Below are 16,235 nucleotides of genomic sequence, written 5' to 3'. Positions count from 1 at the left end.
CTGAGAGGCAACGATTCTTGTGGGAAGTTTGTACTTTGTTACCCTAAGTACAATCGCCTCAAGATCTGCATCCTTAAGCTTCATGCCATTTAAGGCAAAAGAGCGATTTAAAGCTAGGCGAAATTTTTAGCAGATTACACATTGTGATACGAAGATGGAAAGACTTAAATATGCATTTCATATTGATGGATTTGCATTATTATGCCCGAGTGGTGTAGCCCGGCCCATCATCCAGGACTGTCACTCCTGTGACTCGGGTTCAAATCCCGACTCGGGCGCCATAATAATCATAAATTAGCAAAAAGGCATTAGGCCATTAATATGAAAATAAGGTGATAAAATTCTTGTATGCGTCTTCAGGAAATCACCGAAAAGCTTAAATAGCACTCCATTTTCAATTCCAAAAGCTGAAATCTGCACCCTGAAGAGGCTTTTTGTAAAAAAAACTCCTTTTATACGGGCTCGTAGCTCAGTCTGGCTAGAGCACCGGCCTTTTAAGCCGGGAGTCGGGGGTTCAAATCCCCTCGAGCCCGTCACATCCAAGGAGAGGTAATAATGACGAAAAAAAAGATTAATATATTGGATAATGAATTTGTCCCTGAACATACTATTCTTAACGAAGAAGAATCTATCGAACTTCTTCAGAGATTTGGCGTAACACATGATAAACTTCCCTTGATATTAGAAACTGATCCCGTTGTAAAAATTATTGGAGCTAAATCTGGAGATTTAATAAAAATTGTGAGATCCGATTCTCCTGCCGGAAGGAGTGTTTTCTATAGATATGTGATTGGCGAAGATATAAAACAAGGATTAGAAGAAGATTTAGTTGATGAAATAATTGAAGAGGATTCTGGGGAGGAATAGAGGTGATATTAGTTGGATAGATGGACAGTTATTGAGTCATTTTTTAATGAAAAAGGTTTCGTAAGACAGCATCTTGATTCTTTTAATGATTTTGTTGGAAGAAGACTTCAGGAAGTAATTAATGAACAGGCTAAGATTGAAACTGACATTGAAGGATTTCACGTTAAATTTGGTAAGATACGGGCCGGAGAACCTGTATATAAAGAAGCAGATGGTTCCAAGAGAGATTTTTACCCCCAAGAAGCGAGGCTTAGGAGTCTTTCCTATGTTGTTCCTCTTTATTTGGAGTTTATACCTGTTATAGATGAAAAGGAAAGAGAGCCAGTTGAAGTAGAGATTGGTAAGCTTCCTATAATGTTAAAATCACAGGCATGTAGTCTTCATGGGTTAGGAAGAGATGACCTGATTTTGAAAGGAGAAGATGCTAGAGATCCAGGTGGTTATTTCATAATCAATGGTGCAGAAAGAGTAGTAGTTGCTATTGAAGATTTGGCACCAAACAGAATATTAGTTGAAATTGATGAGAGATTGTCAGTTGCTATAGCAAAAGTATTTTCAACTAGAAGTGGATTTAGGGCGTTGGTAACTGTCGAGAGAAAAAAAGATGGACTTCTTAGAGTTTCATTTCCGTCCCTCCCAGGAAAGATGCCCTTTGTAACTTTAATGAAATCATTAGGTCTTGAGAAAGACATTGATATAGTCAATGCAGTATCCTCTGAGAAGGATATCCAGAAGGAGCTTTTAGATAACTTGGAAGAGTCAATGGACATAACTGACAAAGAACTTGCTTTAGATTACCTTGGTAAGAGATTAGCCATGGGCCAGCAGAAAGAGTATCGTTTAAAGAGGGCAGAGATGGCTCTTGACAAGTATCTCCTGCCACACATTGGTACAGAAGAGGCCGACAGATTAAGAAAGGCCTATTATCTAGGTATAATGGCAAATAGGGTCATTGAACTTTCACTTGGCAAGAGAGAGGCAGATGACAAAGACCATTATGCAAATAAGAGATTAAAATTAGCAGGAGATCTACTAGAAAATTTATTCAGATTATCATTTGTTCAACTTACAAGAGATATCAAATATCAGCTTGAAAGGACATATGCACGGGGCAGATTTGAAGAAGGTAACGAAGGAGACTTTGTAAAGAAATCAGTTAGGGCTGACGTTTTGACAGAAAGAATCCGATACGCTATGGCTACTGGAACTTGGCCTGGTGGCAGAATGGGTATCAGTCAGCTTATGGACGATACAAACTTCATCTCAAGATTCTCCCACCTTAGGAGAGTTCTTTCCCCACTTTCAAGAACACAGCCTCACTTTGAAGCTAGAGATCTTCATCCAACTCACTGGGGAAGAATATGTCCAAGTGAAACACCCGAAGGTCCAAACTGTGGACTTGTAAAAAACATGGCATTGATGTCTTACATTTCAATTGGGTCAAACGAACTTGATATCCAGAACTATTTATTCTCTTTAGGGTTAGAGCAGATTACAGATGTAGCGGGTCTTAAAGCAATGACTTACATTTACTTAAATGGTAATTTAATTGGATTTGTTAGAGACGGAAAAACATTCACCGAAACTGTAAGAACAGACAGAAGAAAGTCAAAGATTGACAACGAAGCAAACATTGTTTATTACCAGATTACAAATGAGATTCACATAAACTGTGATCCAGGAAGAGTTAGAAGACCACTTATAATAGTGGAAGACGGCAAGCCTCTTTTGACTGAAGATCATATAAAAGCGATTGAAAGAAGGGCTAAAAGCTGGTCAGATCTTATAGCCGAGGGAATTATTGAGTACTTAGACGCCGAAGAGGAAGAAAACACTCTTATTGCACTTTCAGAAGAAGATTTGACGCCTGAATACACTCATCTTGAAATTTATTCTCCATCCATCCTTGGGGTATGTGCATCAATTGTTCCGTTTGCGGAACATAACGCTGCACCAAGAAACTCTTATGGGGCAGGGATGGGAAAACAGAGTCTTGGATTTTCACAATCTAATTTCAAACTAAAAGTTGAAACTAGAGGTCATTTGATGTACTATCCTCAGATGCCCATAGTGAAAACTAAAGTCATGGATGCTGTTGGGTTTAATAATAGACCTGCGGGCCAGAACTTTGTCGTTGCTGTACTTTCTTACTTGGGGTATAATATAGAAGATGCACTTATAATTAACAAAAGTTCAGTAGACAGAGGTCTTGGAAGAACTACTTTCTTTAGAACATATGACTCAGACGAGAGGAGATACCCGGGTGGTCAACAGGATAAGTTTGAGATGCCCGAAGAGTCTGTAAGCGGATACAGGGGCCCTGACGCCTATGAAAATCTTGATATTGATGGATTTATAAGACCTGAATCTAAAGTAAAGGGAGGAGACGTCTTGATCGGAAGAACAAGCCCTCCAAGATTCTTAGAAGAACTTGATGAGTTTGGGACTGCAATTGAAGGTAGAAGAGAGACCTCAATTGGCGTTAGACCTTCCGAAAAAGGAATTATCGATTTAGTATTATTGAGTGAAACTGAAGATGGGAACAAACTAGTTAAAATAAAAGCCAGAGATGAAAGGATACCTGAACTTGGAGACAAATTTGCATCAAGACACGGTCAGAAAGGAGTTTTAGGATTTTTATGTCCACAGAAAGACATGCCATTTACAGAACACGGAATAACGCCTGATCTTATCATTAACCCACATGCGATACCTTCAAGAAAAACAGTCGGCCAGATATTGGAGATGATTGGAGGTAAAGCAGGATCACTTAAAGCAAAGACTGTAGATGCTACACTATTTGCCGGAGAAAAAGAAGTAGATATAAGACAAATACTCCAGAATTTCGGATTTAAAAATACTGGAAGAGAAAGACTATACAATGGGATTACGGGAGAAGTAATTGAAGCTGACATATTTGTTGGAGTTTGTTACTACCAGAAGTTACACCATATGGTTGCAGATAAAATTCACGCAAGGTCCCGTGGTCCAAGGCAAATGCTCACAAGACAACCAACTGAAGGTAAGGCCAGAGAAGGAGGTCTTAGATTTGGTGAGATGGAACGAGATTGTTTGGTTGGGCACGGAACAAGCTTATTATTGAAAGAAAGATTGCTTGATGCTTCAGATAAAGCGGACATATTAATCTGTGGAAAATGTGGTTCATTGGCTGTTTATGATAAGCTTAGGAATAGAGAGTACTGTCCAATTTGTGAAGAAGAGACTGATATTTATCCAGTCGAAATGTCTTATGCCTTCAAGCTTTTGCTCGAAGAGTTAAAATCTATGTGTTTGGATCCAAAATTAAAACTTAGGGATAGGGCGTGATTATCATGTTTAAAGTACCAAAAGTAATAGACACAATTCAATTTGGGATATTGTCTCCTGAAGATGTCAGAAAGATGTCAGTACTAAGAGTAATTACAGCAGATACTTATGATGATGATGGTTATCCTATCGAAAAAGGGCTAATGGATCAGAGACTTGGCGTAATTGATCCTGGATTAAAATGCAAAACCTGCGGTCAGAAGTTCGGTGATTGTCCAGGACACTTTGGGCATATAGAGCTTGCAAGACCTGTAATTCATGTAGGTCACGCTAAAGATGTACACAAGATTTTGAAGTCAGTGTGCAGGGACTGTGGTAAATTAAAACTTGATACATCACAAAGAGAGCACTTCCATGATCAACTCATGAAAGCAAGTGACAGATTGAAAAATAGAGAAGTAATTGTAAAAGAGGCAATGGACAAGGCCGCAAAAAGTGTTTGTCCATGGTGTGGCAGCGATAAGAGAACAATTAAGTTTGAAAAACCTTATACTTTCTATGAAGAGTGGGGGGAGGAAAGAAACAAGCTAACCCCGATAGACGTCAGAGAACGTTTGGAGAAAATACCTCTTGAAGATTATGAATTAATTGGAGTAAACAAAGATGTTTCAAAGCCTGAATGGATGGTATTAACGGTATTGCCAGTTCCGCCAGTTACAGTCAGGCCTTCTATAACTCTAGAGTCAAGTGTAAGAAGTGAAGACGATTTAACTCACAAATTAGTAGATATTATAAGAATCAATCAGAGATTAAGGGAAAATATAGACGCAGGAGCTCCACAACTTATAGTCGAGGACTTATGGGAGCTTCTACAGTACCACGTAACAACTTACTTTAATAATAGTACTTCAGGAGTTCCACCTGCAAGACATAGGTCAGGTAGAATCCTAAAAACTATTTCACAGAGACTCTCTGGAAAAGAAGGCAGGTTCCGATCAAATCTTTCCGGAAAAAGAGTTGACTTTTCTGCAAGAACAGTAGTTTCCCCAGATCCATATATCAGTATAAATGAAGTCGGAGTACCTGACTTTGTGGCATCTGAATTAACAGTTCCTGAAAGAGTGACCACGTACAATTTGGAGGAAATGAAGAAGATTGTCAGAAACGGGCCAAATACGCATCCAGGTGCAAATTACGTTATAAGAAACGACGGAAGAAGAAAGAAAATTACCGATACTACAAAAGACGACGTTGCTGAAGAACTTGATGTTGGATTTACAGTTGAGAGACAGTTAAAAGATGGAGATATTGTATTATTTAATAGACAACCATCACTCCACAGACTATCTATAATGGCCCATGAAGTAAGGGTAATGCCATATAAAACTTTTAGACTTAATCTCTGCGTATGCCCACCATATAATGCTGATTTTGACGGAGACGAAATGAATTTACATCTTCCTCAGACAGAAGAGGCAAGAAGTGAAGCCGGAATAATTATGAAGGTTCAGGAAAACATTATCTCACCACGATTCGGAGAGCCTGTAATTGGAGGTATGCAAGATTATATTTCTGGAGCATATCTAATGACAAGAGATGGGTCAGAGTTTTCCGCTGAAGAGGCAGAAGAGAGCTTTTATGAGTCAGGTATACTAAAGAACAAAGTGCCCGTCGAAGCATTTAATGATAGATCAAAATCTTGGACTGGAAAAGAGCTTTTTGAAGTCTTACTTCCAAAGGATTTGAGTGTTGAATTCAGATCAAAGACATGTAGAAAATGCGAAAAATGTGAGTTTGCTAACTGCAAATATGATAATTACGTTGTTATTAAAGAGGGAAAACTCTTGCATGGAGTCATAGATGGTGCAGCATTCAAGGCAAGATCAAGTTGTAAATTACTAGACAAGATTGTCAAGGATTACGGTTCTGATGAAGGAAGAGAGTTCTTAGACTCTGTTACAAAACTTATTATTTCGGTTATAATGAAAGTAGGCCTCACAACAGGGATAGATGATGTTGACATACCTGAAGAAGGATTAGAGAGAATTGATGAGATACTAGAAAATGCCCACAATAAAGTTATGGAAAATATTGATGCTTATAACAGGGGAGAACTTGAAAAACAGCCAGGCCAGACGATTGAGGATACTCTCGAAAACAGGATTATGGCTGAGCTTGCAAAGGCAAGAGACAATGCAGGGGCAGCAGCGGAGCAGTACCTCGGAATGAAAAGACATGCCGTTATTATGGCAAAGACAGGTGCAAAAGGAAACATGCTAGACTTAACTCAGATGGCGGCATGCTTAGGGCAGATGACTGTAAGGGGAAAAAGACTTCACAGAGGATATCAGGAAAGAAGTTTACCTCACTTTAAGCGTGGAGACCGTTCAGCCAAGGCAAGAGGATTTGTCAGTTCAAGTTACAGAAAAGGTCTTTCGCCAACAGAGTTCTTCTTCCACTCAATGGGGGGAAGAGAAGGGCTTGTAGATACAGCAGTTAGAACAGCACAGTCAGGTTATATGCAGAGAAGATTAATTAACGCTCTTCAAGACTTAAAAGTAGAAAAAGATAGAAGCGTTAGAGATAACAGTAATAATATAATCCAATTTGAATATGGCGAGGATGGAGTAGACCCATCGAGAAGCTCATATGGGGAAGCTGTTGACATCGATTGGATAATCCATAAAACAGTGTCTACAAGGAAATCATGAGGGTGATGTAATGTCAGATTTATCGTATATTGATGATCAACTTGAAAAATATAATGAAAAAATAACCGGGTATATTTTAGGCCAACTTAAAGAAAAACTTTACATGGCCAATGAGAAATATAATTTATCCGAAGACGAAGTAACTTCTATAATTGAAGAATGCATTAAAACTTATGAAAGATCCCTCGTTGATCCTGGTGAAGCAGTTGGAACTGTAGCAGCACAAAGTCTTGGGGAACCAGGAACACAGATGACCCTAAATACATTCCACTATGCGGGAGTAGCTGATATTAACGTTACACTAGGCCTTCCTAGGATCATTGAAATTGTCGATGCAAGAAAAGATCCAAACACACCCGTCATGAGAATTTACCTTGATGAAGAAATACGAGAGAGTAGAGAAAAAGCTGAGAGCATAGTTAAAGAAATTGAAGGCACTACAATTGAGAGCATTTCAAAAAGCATGAAGATTGATGTCATTAACATGTCAATTGTAGTTGAGCTTGATAATTACAAGATGGAAAAACAAGGACTTACTCTTGAGGATATTAAAGAAAAACTTTATAAATTGAAAAAAGTTGAGAGCGTCGAAGACGAAGAAAACTTTTTAACTTTAAAGGCCGGTGACGTTTCTCTTATGGAGCTTAGAAAATTTTTTAATAGAGTGAAAGGCCACCAGCTTAAAGGGATTAAGAATGTTAAAAGGGCCCTAATCAAAAAAGAATCAAATGAATACGTGATATACACAGAAGGTTCAAATCTTGGAGAAGCTTTTAAAATTCCTGGGGTCGATCTATCCCGGTCAATATCAAATGATATAAACGAGATACAGAGGGTACTTGGAATTGAAGCAGCTAGAAGATCTATAGTAGATGAAATCAGAAAGGTTCTTGAAGAGCAGGGTCTAGAAGTAGATATAAGGCACATAATGTTACTTGCTGATTTAATGACCATGGAAGGAGAGATTAAGCAGATAGGAAGACATGGGATTAGTGGAGAAAAGGCCAGTATACTTGCCAGAGCTTCTTTTGAAGTCACTACCAATCATCTTATGAAGGCTGCAAAGTTTGGCGAGATTGACGCCTTATCAGGAGTAACGGAGAACGTTATAATAGGGCAACCGATACCCATGGGTACAGGAAATGTTAAACTTATAATGAAAAAGTAGGAGGTTATTCAATGGACGTAAATAGAGAAATAAAGAGAACAGTAGACACCGGAAAGGTGATACTTGGAACCAATAAATCCATTAATTCTCTTAAGACGGGTAACGCTAAGATGATTATCTATGCTCAGAACTGTCCTAAAAATATTAAAGAGGATATTTTATATTACTCAAAGATATCAAGCATACCCATTCTAGAGTTTAGTGGTACATCACTGGAGCTGGGTACAGTTTGCGGTAAACCGTTTCTTGTTTCAGTAATGGTAGTTATGTCTCCCGGAGAGTCCAATATACTTTCTGGAGGTAAGGTTTATGGGAATTAAAATTTCAACTGACGAGATAAAGTATATTGGGCTTTTTGAAAGTATGACCGGTGCAACTGTTAAGGATTGTATTTTTGAGGACAATAAAAATAAAATTGTTTATGTTGTTAAAGAAGGCGACATGGGCCTTGCCATTGGGAAAAATGGTGCAAATGCACAGAGAGTAAAAGAAACTCTGAATAAACCAATAGATATAATTGAGTATTCAGATGATCCTGTTAAGTTTATTAAGAATATTATTTGGCCTGTTAAAGTTAAAAGTATTCATGTTTCAGAGAGAAAAGATGGTAAGAAGATAGCCGTTCTTGATATTAATAAAAAAGATAAAGGTCTTGTAATAGGAAAAGAGGGGAAAAATATAGATCGAATCAAAAACCTATTAAAGAGACATCATAATCTTGACGATATAATGATCATGTAGAGGTTGTAAATATGAGTAAACCACATGGCAGAAACGCAGCGAGAAAAATTGAGGGAATAAGAAAAAAATTTAGATGGAAAGATAAAGTTTACAAGGTCAGAGAACTTGACCTTAAGGTCAAATCAGACCCTTTAGAAGGTAGCCCACAGGCTAGGGGAATTGTACTTGAGAAGGTACCTATTGAGGCAAAACAGCCCAACTCAGCCCTTAGAAAATGTATTAGAGTTCAGCTTATTAAAAACGGTAGGCAGATAACTGCATTTTGCCCTGGAGACGGCGCTATAAACTTCATTGACGAACACGATGAAGTCGTAATTGAAGGAATTGGCGGCAGACAGGGTGGGTCAATGGGGGATATCCCTGGAGTCAGATTTAAAGTAATTAAAGTAAACAGAGTTTCATTAAATGAGATGGTTAAAGGAAGGAAAGAGAAACCGGTAAGGTAGATATCATGGATGTGAAAGAGAGATTTTTTGTACCAGATAATCTTAAGGTCTTTGGCAAGTGGGATACAGATATTGCCGTAGAAGATTTGGGAATAAAGAGTTATGTTAATCTTACCCCCATCATAATTCCTCATACAGCAGGAAGGCATCAAAAGAGAAGATTTTGGAAAAATAAAATGAGCATTGTTGAAAGACTTGCAAATAAGATGATGAGATCCGGCTCTGCAGGAAGAAAGACGGGTGGAAGATACTTGAGAAGACACGGTGGTTATACAGGTAAGAAACAGGCCACATATAAAACATTAAAATTAGCTTTTGAAGATATTAACAAAAGAACAAAACAGAATCCTTTGGAAGTATTAGTTAAAGCACTAGAATATGCAGGGCCAAGGGAAGAAGTAACAACACTTTCTTATGGTGGAATTAAATACCATCTTTCAGTAGATACAGGATCTCAAAGAAGACTTGATATGGCACTTAAGAATATAGCACTTGGTGCAAGTCTTAAAACTTTTAAAACTAAGAAGAAGTTTCACGAAACATTGGCCGAAGAGCTTATTCTTGCTTCAAAAGGAGAAATGGCAAGCTTTTCTGTTAACAAGAAGGAAGAAGTAGAGAGGATAGCAAAATCAGCTAGATAATTAGATAGCGGTGATTCATTATGGGCAGAAAAGAAGAGATGGCAAAAAGAGTTAAGGAGTTAATGAACGATCCAGTGCACATAAGAAATACTGGAATAGCAGCGCACATAGATCACGGTAAAACTACATTGAGTGACAATCTTCTTTCTGGTGCAGGTCTAATGTCAGAAGATCTAGCCGGAAAGCAGCTCGTCTTAGATTTCGATGAGCAGGAGCAGGCAAGAGGAATTACAATTAATGCAGCTAACGTATCAATGGTACATAATAGTAAAGGCCAAGATTATCTTGTTAACTTGATTGATACCCCAGGACACGTTGACTTTGGAGGAGATGTTACTAGGGCAATGAGGGCAATTGATGGATGTATTATAGTTGTATGTGCTGTAGAGGGTAAGATGCCCCAGACTGAAACTGTTGTAAGACAAGCTCTGAAAGAAAAAGTTAAACCAACTCTTTTCATCAATAAAGTTGACAGATTAATAAGAGAACTTCAGCTTTCACCTGAAGAGTTGCAGAATAGATTTATTAAAATTATAAATGAAGTAAACAAATTAATTAAAAACGCAGCACCACCGGAGTTTAAGGATAGCTGGCAGGTCAGTGTTACTGAAGGCAGTGTATCATTTGGTTCAGCTTACTATAACTGGGCAATTAATGTTCCTTACATGAAAAAGAGCGGAATTACATTTAAGGATATAATTGAGCATTGTATGAATGATACTCAAAAAGAACTTTCTAAAAAATCACCGTTACATGAAATTCTTCTTGGCATGATTGTTACACATCTTCCAAATCCATTGACTGCACAGAAATACAGAATCCCGCAGATATGGAAGGGAGACCTTGAAAGTACCGTCGCTAAGGACATGTTGGAGTGCAATCCAAAAGGAAATCTTGGAATGGTAGTTACAAAGATTGTACAAGATCCTCACGCAGGGGAAATCTCTGTAGGGAGATTGTTCTCAGGAACTATAAAAACTGGCCAAGAAGTATGGATAGTAGCCACAAAAACAAAGAGAAGAGTCCAGCAAGTTGGAATTTTCATGGGTGCAGACAGGGAGAACTTAGAAGTAGTTCCATGCGGTAACATAGTTGCAGTCACAGGTTTAAAAGAAGCAATAGCAGGTGAAACAATCTGTACTGGTGATGAGCCAATCACACCATTTGAAGCTATAAAACATTATTCAGAGCCTGTAGTCACAGTTGCAGTAGAGCCAAAAAATACAAAAGACCTAGCAAAGTTAGTCGAGGTCTTAAGACAAGTTTCAAAGGAAGACCCAACACTCGTAGCTAAGATCAATGAAGACAGTGGAGAATATCTACTCTCTGGTATGGGAGAACTTCACTTAGAAGTCGTTGGTTACAGGATTACTCACGACAGAGGAATTGATATTAAACTTTCTCAACCAATCGTTATCTACAGAGAATCAATCGATGGAAAATCTGAGGCCGTAGAAGGTAAATCTCCAAACAAACACAACAGGTTTTACATGCAGGTAGAGCCTTTGGAAGACAACATTTACACTGCAATAAAAGAAGGAATAATTCCTGAAGGCAGAATTAAAGGTAAAGATCTAGCTCCTCAACTTAGAGAACTTGGAATGGAAAGCGATGAAGTAAAAGGTATTGCAGACGTTTACAATGGAAATGTATTTTTCAACATGACAAAAGGAATTGTATACATTAACGAGGTAATAGAACTTGTCATCCAATCCATCCATGAAGCGCTTGACGGAGGCCCATATTCAAGAGAGCCAGTTATGAAACTTAAGATAAAACTTGTAGACTGTAAGCTTCACGAGGATTCAATCCACAGAGGTCCAGCACAGGTTATACCTGCAGTAAGAGAAGGTTTATTCGCAGCAATGCTTTATGCAAGACCGGTAATATACGAGCCTATCCAGAAGGTTACTATTACAACCCCCCAAGATTACATGGGAGCTGTAACACGAGAAATGCAATCTAGAAGAGGACAGATAGTTGACATCTCTCAGGAAGGAGATTCAACCACAGTTGTATCAATTTCACCAGTATCTGAAATGTTTGGATTTGCTGGTGACATAAGAGGTGCAACTGAAGGTAGGGCATTATGGTCAACTGAATATGCAGGTTACCAGAAGCTTCCAACAGAACTCCAGATGCAGACCGTTGAGGCAATCAGAAAGAGGAAAGGGCTAAAACCACAGCCTCCAAAACCTGAAGATTACCTGAACATGTAAAATGGAAAAAGCTTAAAAATAGATTCAATTTAGAGGATTATACCAGATATAATAAAAATATAATAAAAAAAGGAGGAAATAATATGGCAACTCAAAAACCACACTTAAATGTAGCCTTCATCGGCCACGTAGATCACGGAAAATCTACAGCCGTAGGGCAATTGCTAGTTATGCATGGTGATATCAGAGCCGATCTTGTTAAGAAGTTCGAAGATATGGGTGAAAAAGGTAAGACGTTTAAGTTTGCTTGGGTAATGGATAACTTAAAAGAAGAGAGAGAAAGAGGAGTTACAATTGATCTTTCTCACAAAAAGTTTGAGACTGATTCAAAATACATTACAATCGTGGACTGTCCAGGCCACAGAGACTTCGTTAAAAACATGATTACAGGAGCTTCACAGGCAGATGCTGCAGTTCTTATAGTTGCAGTAAATGACGGTATCATGCCACAGACACAGGAACACGTTTTCTTGTCTAGAACACTTGGTATCCAGCAATTAGCAGTATTAGTAAACAAGATGGATACAGTAGATTACTCACAGGATAAGTTTAATGCAGTTAAGGCAGAAGTAGAGAAATTAATCAGGACAGTTGGATTCAAAGTCGAAGAAACAAAGTTCATCCCTGGTTCAGCATTTAACGGAGACAATATAGTTGGTAAATCTGATAAGACGCCCTGGTACACAGGACCATCACTATTAGAAGCAGTAGACTCTTTCAAAGAGCCAGATAAACCAACAGACAAACCACTTAGACTTCCAATCCAGGATGTTTACACCATCACTGGTGTAGGAACAGTCCCTGTGGGAAGAGTAGAAACTGGAATAATGAAGAAGGGAGACACAGTATTATTTGAGCCAGCCTCAACAGTATTTGGCAAGCCAATTTCTGGTGAAGTAAAGACAATTGAAATGCACCATGAAACATTGGATCAGGCATTACCTGGAGACAATGTTGGATTCAACGTTAGAGGTGTTGGAAAGAACGATATTAAGAGAGGAGATGTTCTAGGACATCCAAACACCCCACCTTCAGTAGTAACATTAAATGACTCTTTCAAAGCACAGATAGTAGTCTTGAGACATCCAACAGCAATTACTGCTGGATACACACCAGTATTCCACTGCCACACAGCACAGGTAGCATGTATATTTGAGAAGTTACTTGCAGAACTTGATCCAAAGACTGGTAATGTAAAGACTGAAAACCCTGATTTCTTAAAGAGCGGAAGTGCTGCCATTGTCCAGATAAAACCAACAAAACCCCTGGTAATTGAGGAAATAAAAGTAATACCTCAGTTGGGTAGGTTTGCTATAAGGGATATGGGGGCAACAGTTGCTGCCGGAATGGTCCAGTCTATTACTAAGGGCTAAAATTTAATTTATTTTATTTTTATTTAAATGAGGCGATATAGGTGCAAAAAGCTAGAATAAGATTGACTGCAATGGAAACTCAGAAACTTGACGAAGTTTGTTCGCAAGTTAAGAAGATAGCAGAGCGTACAGGTGTAGACATAGCCGGGCCAATACCATTACCAACAAAAAAATTAAAGGTACCTGTGAGGAAATCAACCTCTGGTGACGGTAAGGCTACATGGGAAAGATGGGAAATGAGAATTCACAAAAGACTCATTGAAATCGACGCCGACGAAAGAACAATGAGACAGATAATGAGAGTCAAGGTTCCAGAAAGAGTTAACATAGAAATTGAATTATTGTCTTAATCTTTTATTGTATTTAAAAAATACAATATCTCTTCTTTGATAGAATTTGTATAAAAATATATATCTATTCATTCTCATATTAAATTATCAAATAATCCCAATCCATATAATAAAATTTAAATATTGTATCTCCCTTTTTATTCATAGGGGATAAAAATGTTTGATGGATTACCAGGATTTGGATCAATTGTTGGATTTATTTTTCTATTGTTAATAGGTGCAATCTTCATATGGTTAGGAACAAAGTTGGCAGGGATAGAAAAAGCTTCTTATGGGAAAGCAATAATCTGTGCACTAGTTCTCTCAATTGCAAGCTCTATATTAGGAGTTCTTCTAAATAGCCTAAAAGCCTCAATGGGATTTTTTGGCAGTCTTTTGGCACCGCTTATAAGTCTATTAGCGACTCTTTGGGTCATAAAATCCATATACGACACTTCATGGGGTAAAGCATTTGTGGCATGGATACTGGTCTTCGTTGTCATTGCCATACTGATAATAATGGGTGCAATTGGCATTGCAGGATTATCTTCTTTAATCAAATAATTTATTTTGGGATTAGATGATAATAAGAAACTGCACCGTAGAAGATGTTGACAGAATAAGAAAATTTGTAGATAGGTGTAAACCTCTAGAATTGCACACACCTTTCACTTACTGGACATTATTTAACTATTTTTCTAATCTATGTTTTTTAATGATAGAAGAAGATGAATTAATTGGATTTATCTCTGGCATCAAAGGCTTGTTAGATAAAGAAGTAGTATATCTTTGGCAGATTGGAATATCTAAAGACCATCGTGGCAAGAATTATGCGTCAGTTTTAATTGATAATTTTATCAAAGCTGTTATTGAACTAGATTGTAATAAAATTCAAGTTTCAATATCTCCTGACAATGAAGTAAGTTACAAGGCTTTTCTAAAATATGTAAAAGAGCATTCTTACTCTCTTTCAAAGATTGACGAAGTCAAATACTATGATACCTTGTCCGATAAGAAAGAATTTGAGATGATATACCAAATTGAGATTTGATTCCCCAAAAATTTTATAAACTAACTAACCTGATGAAACTTTAAGCCGAGGTCGTATAGCCTGGATTAGTGCGCCGGACTTGAGATCCGGTTTCCCTTAGGGAAGCGGGAGTTCAAATCTCCCCCTCGGCGCTTTTTTAAGTCGTTTTGTCCCTATCTTTCATCCATCCAATAAGCTAAAGTCTAATTCAAGTTAGGCAAAATCTAGGCGATGGAACTGTAATAATATTTCAGTACCCAGGATCTCCGTGATACCCCAATCAAGAGACCTTCCAATGGACAAGATCCTAAAAGAGAACAAAAACAAAGAATAAATTTATTTTTTCTTTTCTATTCTTATAACTTTTCATCGTATCGACTGAATCGCAATACCAAACTTATTATTATTGGGACTAACACCAGAAATATAATAAGCTCCAACATATTCAATCAACTCTTTATGTATTTGCTCATTAGTATTTTTATTTTATTCGGTTGCTATGGCCTTATTGTGGTAAGCTATTTGGAAGCTAAAACAGAAACATAGGACATATGAATAGTGGCAATAGAAAGCATTAAAAAATTATAAATCCTTTGTAGTAAGATGAACATCGATAAGGACAAACTAGTTTTTCGAAAAGCTACCTCAAAAGACATACCTGATTTAATAAAATTCAAGCTTCTCCTATTAGATGGATTAAATGAAAATAAAAATAAAGATAATCTAGAACAGCTAAAAATAGAATTAGAGAGTTTCTTTAAAGAGTATATTGAATCAAATAAAATGGTCTCATGGCTTGTTGAATATGAAGGAGATGTCATAGCGACAAGCGGATTAGTATTATGGAGAGTCCCTCCGCGATACGATTGCCTACACGGGCGCTATGGGTATATCACTAATATGTATACAATCCCAAAAGCCAGAAAAAATGGGATCAGTACCAAGTTAATTAAAATATTAATTGAAGAAGCAAAAATATTGAATATAGATATCCTAAATCTCCACGCAACAAAAGACGGTATTAAAATGTATAGAAGATTTGGCTTTAAAGATCCAATAGATCCAGAAATAGAACTGAATCTCAATAATTATTGATTTTAATCAATATTCAAGTGTTCTAAGAAATATATGCCATTTTGAACATTTTTATGATGATTATTCTCACAGATGTTAGTAAATGCAAGGGCTTCTTCAATTGAAAATTCATCATTTAGGAAATTAAAGACATTTGTCCTCCATGCTGCAAATGCGCCCTTATTCACATATTCACCTTCTTTTAGTTCCAATATTTGTCTTCCCTGGTCTGCAAGACTTTTTAATTTCTCTTGTTTTAACATATATTTATACTATACTTTCCAACTATTTTACTTTTTCTACTTTATTCTAAAGGTTAGACTATTTAATTGGCATAATTATTAAGGTTCATTTTATCAGAAAGATTTA

Annotated in this window: 15 protein-coding genes and 3 tRNA genes; 17 read left to right on the top strand and 1 reads right to left on the bottom strand. The window is 37.4% G+C overall.

The window, feature by feature from the left end:
• Positions 1 to 203 precede the first annotated feature (203 nt).
• The 17 genes from KO464_02730 (at position 204) to KO464_02650 (ending at position 15,887) form a co-directional block, all read left to right on the top strand.
• Positions 204 to 281, top strand: a tRNA-Asp gene (locus KO464_02730).
• 177 nt (positions 282 to 458) lie between these two features.
• Positions 459 to 533: transfer RNA gene (locus KO464_02725), tRNA-Lys, on the top strand.
• Between the two features lie 22 nt (positions 534 to 555).
• Positions 556 to 867: a DNA-directed RNA polymerase subunit H gene (locus tag KO464_02720; protein ID MCC7572284.1), complete on the top strand. Its 312-nt coding sequence runs from the start codon at positions 556 to 558 to the stop codon at positions 865 to 867.
• Positions 868 to 879: 12 nt separating this feature from the next.
• Positions 880 to 4,194, top strand: a complete 3,315-nt coding sequence (locus KO464_02715) for a DNA-directed RNA polymerase subunit B (GenBank protein ID MCC7572283.1) — start codon at positions 880 to 882, stop codon at positions 4,192 to 4,194.
• Between the two features lie 5 nt (positions 4,195 to 4,199).
• Positions 4,200 to 6,845 (top strand): DNA-directed RNA polymerase subunit A', encoded by a 2,646-nt coding sequence (locus KO464_02710; protein ID MCC7572282.1) that lies wholly within the window; start codon positions 4,200 to 4,202, stop codon positions 6,843 to 6,845.
• 10 nt (positions 6,846 to 6,855) lie between these two features.
• The gene (rpoA2, locus tag KO464_02705) at positions 6,856 to 8,013 is read left to right on the top strand and encodes a DNA-directed RNA polymerase subunit A'' (protein MCC7572281.1); all 1,158 of its coding nucleotides are present in this window, start codon (positions 6,856 to 6,858) and stop codon (positions 8,011 to 8,013) included.
• A gap of 11 nt (positions 8,014 to 8,024) precedes the next feature.
• Positions 8,025 to 8,333: a 50S ribosomal protein L30e gene (locus KO464_02700; GenBank protein ID MCC7572280.1), complete on the top strand. Its 309-nt coding sequence runs from the start codon at positions 8,025 to 8,027 to the stop codon at positions 8,331 to 8,333.
• Positions 8,323 to 8,754, top strand: coding sequence for a NusA-like transcription termination signal-binding factor (locus KO464_02695; protein MCC7572279.1), 432 nt, complete (start codon positions 8,323 to 8,325; stop codon positions 8,752 to 8,754). Before KO464_02700 ends, KO464_02695 begins: the two co-directional genes overlap by 11 nt.
• Positions 8,755 to 8,765: 11 nt before the next feature.
• The gene (locus tag KO464_02690) at positions 8,766 to 9,200 is read left to right on the top strand and encodes a 30S ribosomal protein S12 (GenBank protein MCC7572278.1); all 435 of its coding nucleotides are present in this window, start codon (positions 8,766 to 8,768) and stop codon (positions 9,198 to 9,200) included.
• Between the two features lie 5 nt (positions 9,201 to 9,205).
• Positions 9,206 to 9,841: a 30S ribosomal protein S7 gene (locus KO464_02685; protein ID MCC7572277.1), complete on the top strand. Its 636-nt coding sequence runs from the start codon at positions 9,206 to 9,208 to the stop codon at positions 9,839 to 9,841.
• A 20-nt stretch (positions 9,842 to 9,861) separates the two neighbouring features.
• Positions 9,862 to 12,060 carry an elongation factor EF-2 gene (locus KO464_02680; GenBank protein MCC7572276.1) on the top strand — a complete coding sequence of 733 codons (2,199 nt, stop codon included), beginning with the start codon at positions 9,862 to 9,864 and terminating at the stop codon, positions 12,058 to 12,060.
• 83 nt (positions 12,061 to 12,143) lie between these two features.
• On the top strand, positions 12,144 to 13,433 hold the full coding sequence (gene tuf / locus KO464_02675) for a translation elongation factor EF-1 subunit alpha (GenBank protein MCC7572275.1): 1,290 nt from the start codon (positions 12,144 to 12,146) through the stop codon (positions 13,431 to 13,433).
• Positions 13,434 to 13,474: 41 nt separating this feature from the next.
• Positions 13,475 to 13,783 carry a 30S ribosomal protein S10 gene (gene rpsJ / locus KO464_02670; GenBank protein MCC7572274.1) on the top strand — a complete coding sequence of 103 codons (309 nt, stop codon included), beginning with the start codon at positions 13,475 to 13,477 and terminating at the stop codon, positions 13,781 to 13,783.
• A gap of 156 nt (positions 13,784 to 13,939) precedes the next feature.
• On the top strand, positions 13,940 to 14,326 hold the full coding sequence (locus tag KO464_02665) for a hypothetical protein (GenBank protein ID MCC7572273.1): 387 nt from the start codon (positions 13,940 to 13,942) through the stop codon (positions 14,324 to 14,326).
• 16 nt (positions 14,327 to 14,342) lie between these two features.
• Positions 14,343 to 14,813 (top strand): GNAT family N-acetyltransferase, encoded by a 471-nt coding sequence (locus KO464_02660; GenBank protein ID MCC7572272.1) that lies wholly within the window; start codon positions 14,343 to 14,345, stop codon positions 14,811 to 14,813.
• 44 nt (positions 14,814 to 14,857) lie between these two features.
• Positions 14,858 to 14,944, top strand: a tRNA-Ser gene (locus KO464_02655).
• A gap of 451 nt (positions 14,945 to 15,395) precedes the next feature.
• Complete coding sequence (locus KO464_02650) at positions 15,396 to 15,887, top strand: GNAT family N-acetyltransferase (GenBank protein MCC7572271.1); 492 nt, start codon at positions 15,396 to 15,398, stop codon at positions 15,885 to 15,887.
• Positions 15,888 to 15,889: 2 nt separating this feature from the next.
• Here KO464_02650 and KO464_02645 read toward each other — a convergent pair whose 3' ends face one another.
• Complete coding sequence (locus KO464_02645; GenBank protein MCC7572270.1) at positions 15,890 to 16,129, bottom strand: hypothetical protein; 240 nt, start codon at positions 16,127 to 16,129, stop codon at positions 15,890 to 15,892.
• Between the last annotated feature and the right edge of the window lie 106 nt (positions 16,130 to 16,235).

The sequence above is a fragment of the Methanofastidiosum sp. genome (assembly GCA_020854815.1).
GTDB lineage: Archaea > Methanobacteriota_B > Thermococci > Methanofastidiosales > Methanofastidiosaceae > Methanofastidiosum.
Note: the sequence above shows the minus strand (reverse complement) of the source record. Positions and strands in the feature narration are given on the sequence as shown.

Coding starts and splice junctions, on each gene's coding strand:
- KO464_02645 (MCC7572270.1), bottom strand. CDS start 16,129: ATGTTAAAACAAGAGAAATTAAAAAGTCTTGCAGACCAGGGAAGACAA.
- rpoA2 (MCC7572281.1), top strand. CDS start 6,856: ATGTCAGATTTATCGTATATTGATGATCAACTTGAAAAATATAATGAA.
- KO464_02650 (MCC7572271.1), top strand. CDS start 15,396: ATGAACATCGATAAGGACAAACTAGTTTTTCGAAAAGCTACCTCAAAA.
- KO464_02660 (MCC7572272.1), top strand. CDS start 14,343: ATGATAATAAGAAACTGCACCGTAGAAGATGTTGACAGAATAAGAAAA.
- tuf (MCC7572275.1), top strand. CDS start 12,144: ATGGCAACTCAAAAACCACACTTAAATGTAGCCTTCATCGGCCACGTA.
- KO464_02690 (MCC7572278.1), top strand. CDS start 8,766: ATGAGTAAACCACATGGCAGAAACGCAGCGAGAAAAATTGAGGGAATA.
- KO464_02720 (MCC7572284.1), top strand. CDS start 556: ATGACGAAAAAAAAGATTAATATATTGGATAATGAATTTGTCCCTGAA.
- KO464_02685 (MCC7572277.1), top strand. CDS start 9,206: ATGGATGTGAAAGAGAGATTTTTTGTACCAGATAATCTTAAGGTCTTT.
- KO464_02695 (MCC7572279.1), top strand. CDS start 8,323: ATGGGAATTAAAATTTCAACTGACGAGATAAAGTATATTGGGCTTTTT.
- KO464_02680 (MCC7572276.1), top strand. CDS start 9,862: ATGGGCAGAAAAGAAGAGATGGCAAAAAGAGTTAAGGAGTTAATGAAC.
- KO464_02700 (MCC7572280.1), top strand. CDS start 8,025: ATGGACGTAAATAGAGAAATAAAGAGAACAGTAGACACCGGAAAGGTG.
- KO464_02710 (MCC7572282.1), top strand. CDS start 4,200: ATGTTTAAAGTACCAAAAGTAATAGACACAATTCAATTTGGGATATTG.
- KO464_02665 (MCC7572273.1), top strand. CDS start 13,940: ATGTTTGATGGATTACCAGGATTTGGATCAATTGTTGGATTTATTTTT.